Genomic DNA, 1,180 nt, shown 5'->3' with positions numbered 1-1,180 from the left:
GATCAGGCGCACGTCGGTGCCGCGATTGCGGGCGATGTGCATGGCAACGTCACGGTGACGACGCACGACCAGCGCGGCGGGTTCCACGGCGGCAGCGGCAACCAGTACGGCGACCTGTCCTTCGGTGACATTGCCGGGCGAGACATCAACCGCACTGAGATCACCCAGGGCGACCGTATTACCACCGGCGATATCAGCGGCAGCGGCATCGCCATCGGGCGAGGCGCACAGAGCAGCGTGCGCAAGATCGACACCGGCGGCGGTGACTACGCCGAGGGCACGCTCGACAAGCGCACGGGCACGTTTGTGGGCGGTGATCAGTTCACCATGTCCGGCGATTTCAGCGGTGCTATGCTCACCATCGCATCCACGCTGACCAACGTCGCGCAGCGCATCGGCGCGGCCCCGCATGGCGATGCGGCGACGAAGGCGCAGCTGCAACAGCTTCTTGAACAACTGAGCGTGGCGTTACAGCAGGTGCCCCCTGCGCACACCGGTGAGGCCGAGGCGGTCGCTGAAACCGCCAAGACCGCCGTCGAACAGGCGACGAAGGCCCAGCCGAACCAGACCCTGGTGCAGATCAGCGCCGAAGGGCTGAAGCAGGCCGCGCAGAACTTGGCGGCGGTGCTGCCGACCGTGCTGCCGCTCGCGACGCAGATCGCCGAGGCCGTGCGGCGGATGAGTGGGGGGTGAGCCCAATTCGGTTTGAAGGTGTCGCATGGTCTGGTCATACTGAGTATCACATGGCTCGCGGGCCAGTGGTGCCTTGAGCAGCAGCCGCCCATCGTCGGGCGGGCTTCCAGCCCGCAACCCCACGCGGGCTGGAAGCCCGCGCTACGAAATCGGATACAACGGGGCACTCGCAAGGGGTGCCCCTACCGGGCCAGGGCACCCGCAAAGGGCGCCCGTGCCGGGCCAGGGCACCCGCAAGGGGTGCCCCTACCGGGGCGGGGGCCGAATCCGGTGTACGGGCACCCCTTGCGGGTGCCCTTGCGGGTGCCTTGGCGGGGTGCATACACGGAAGATGCAATCGCCCTGCCTCACCATCACCTGTTTGTTGCAGAGGACGGTCGCACACGGTACACTACCCGTACGCTCTGGTAGGCGTGCCCGTGTGCGCATCTAATATCTCTTGACGGGGCTGGTGGTCACTATCAAGCGCATGGTGCAGCTGCTGGGA

The 1,180-nt window shown here is 66.9% G+C and carries 1 pseudogene; it reads left to right on the top strand.

Features of this window, described 5'->3' with window-relative positions:
• Positions 1-693: pseudogene (locus EKD05_RS25510) on the top strand (hypothetical protein); the annotation flags it as partial.
• Between the last annotated feature and the right edge of the window lie 487 nt (positions 694-1,180).

The sequence above is a fragment of the Candidatus Chloroploca sp. Khr17 genome, assembly GCF_004138165.1.
GTDB lineage: Bacteria > Chloroflexota > Chloroflexia > Chloroflexales > Chloroflexaceae > Chloroploca.
The sequence above is the reverse complement of the archived record's forward strand: the minus strand, read 5'-3'. Positions and strand labels throughout refer to the sequence as shown.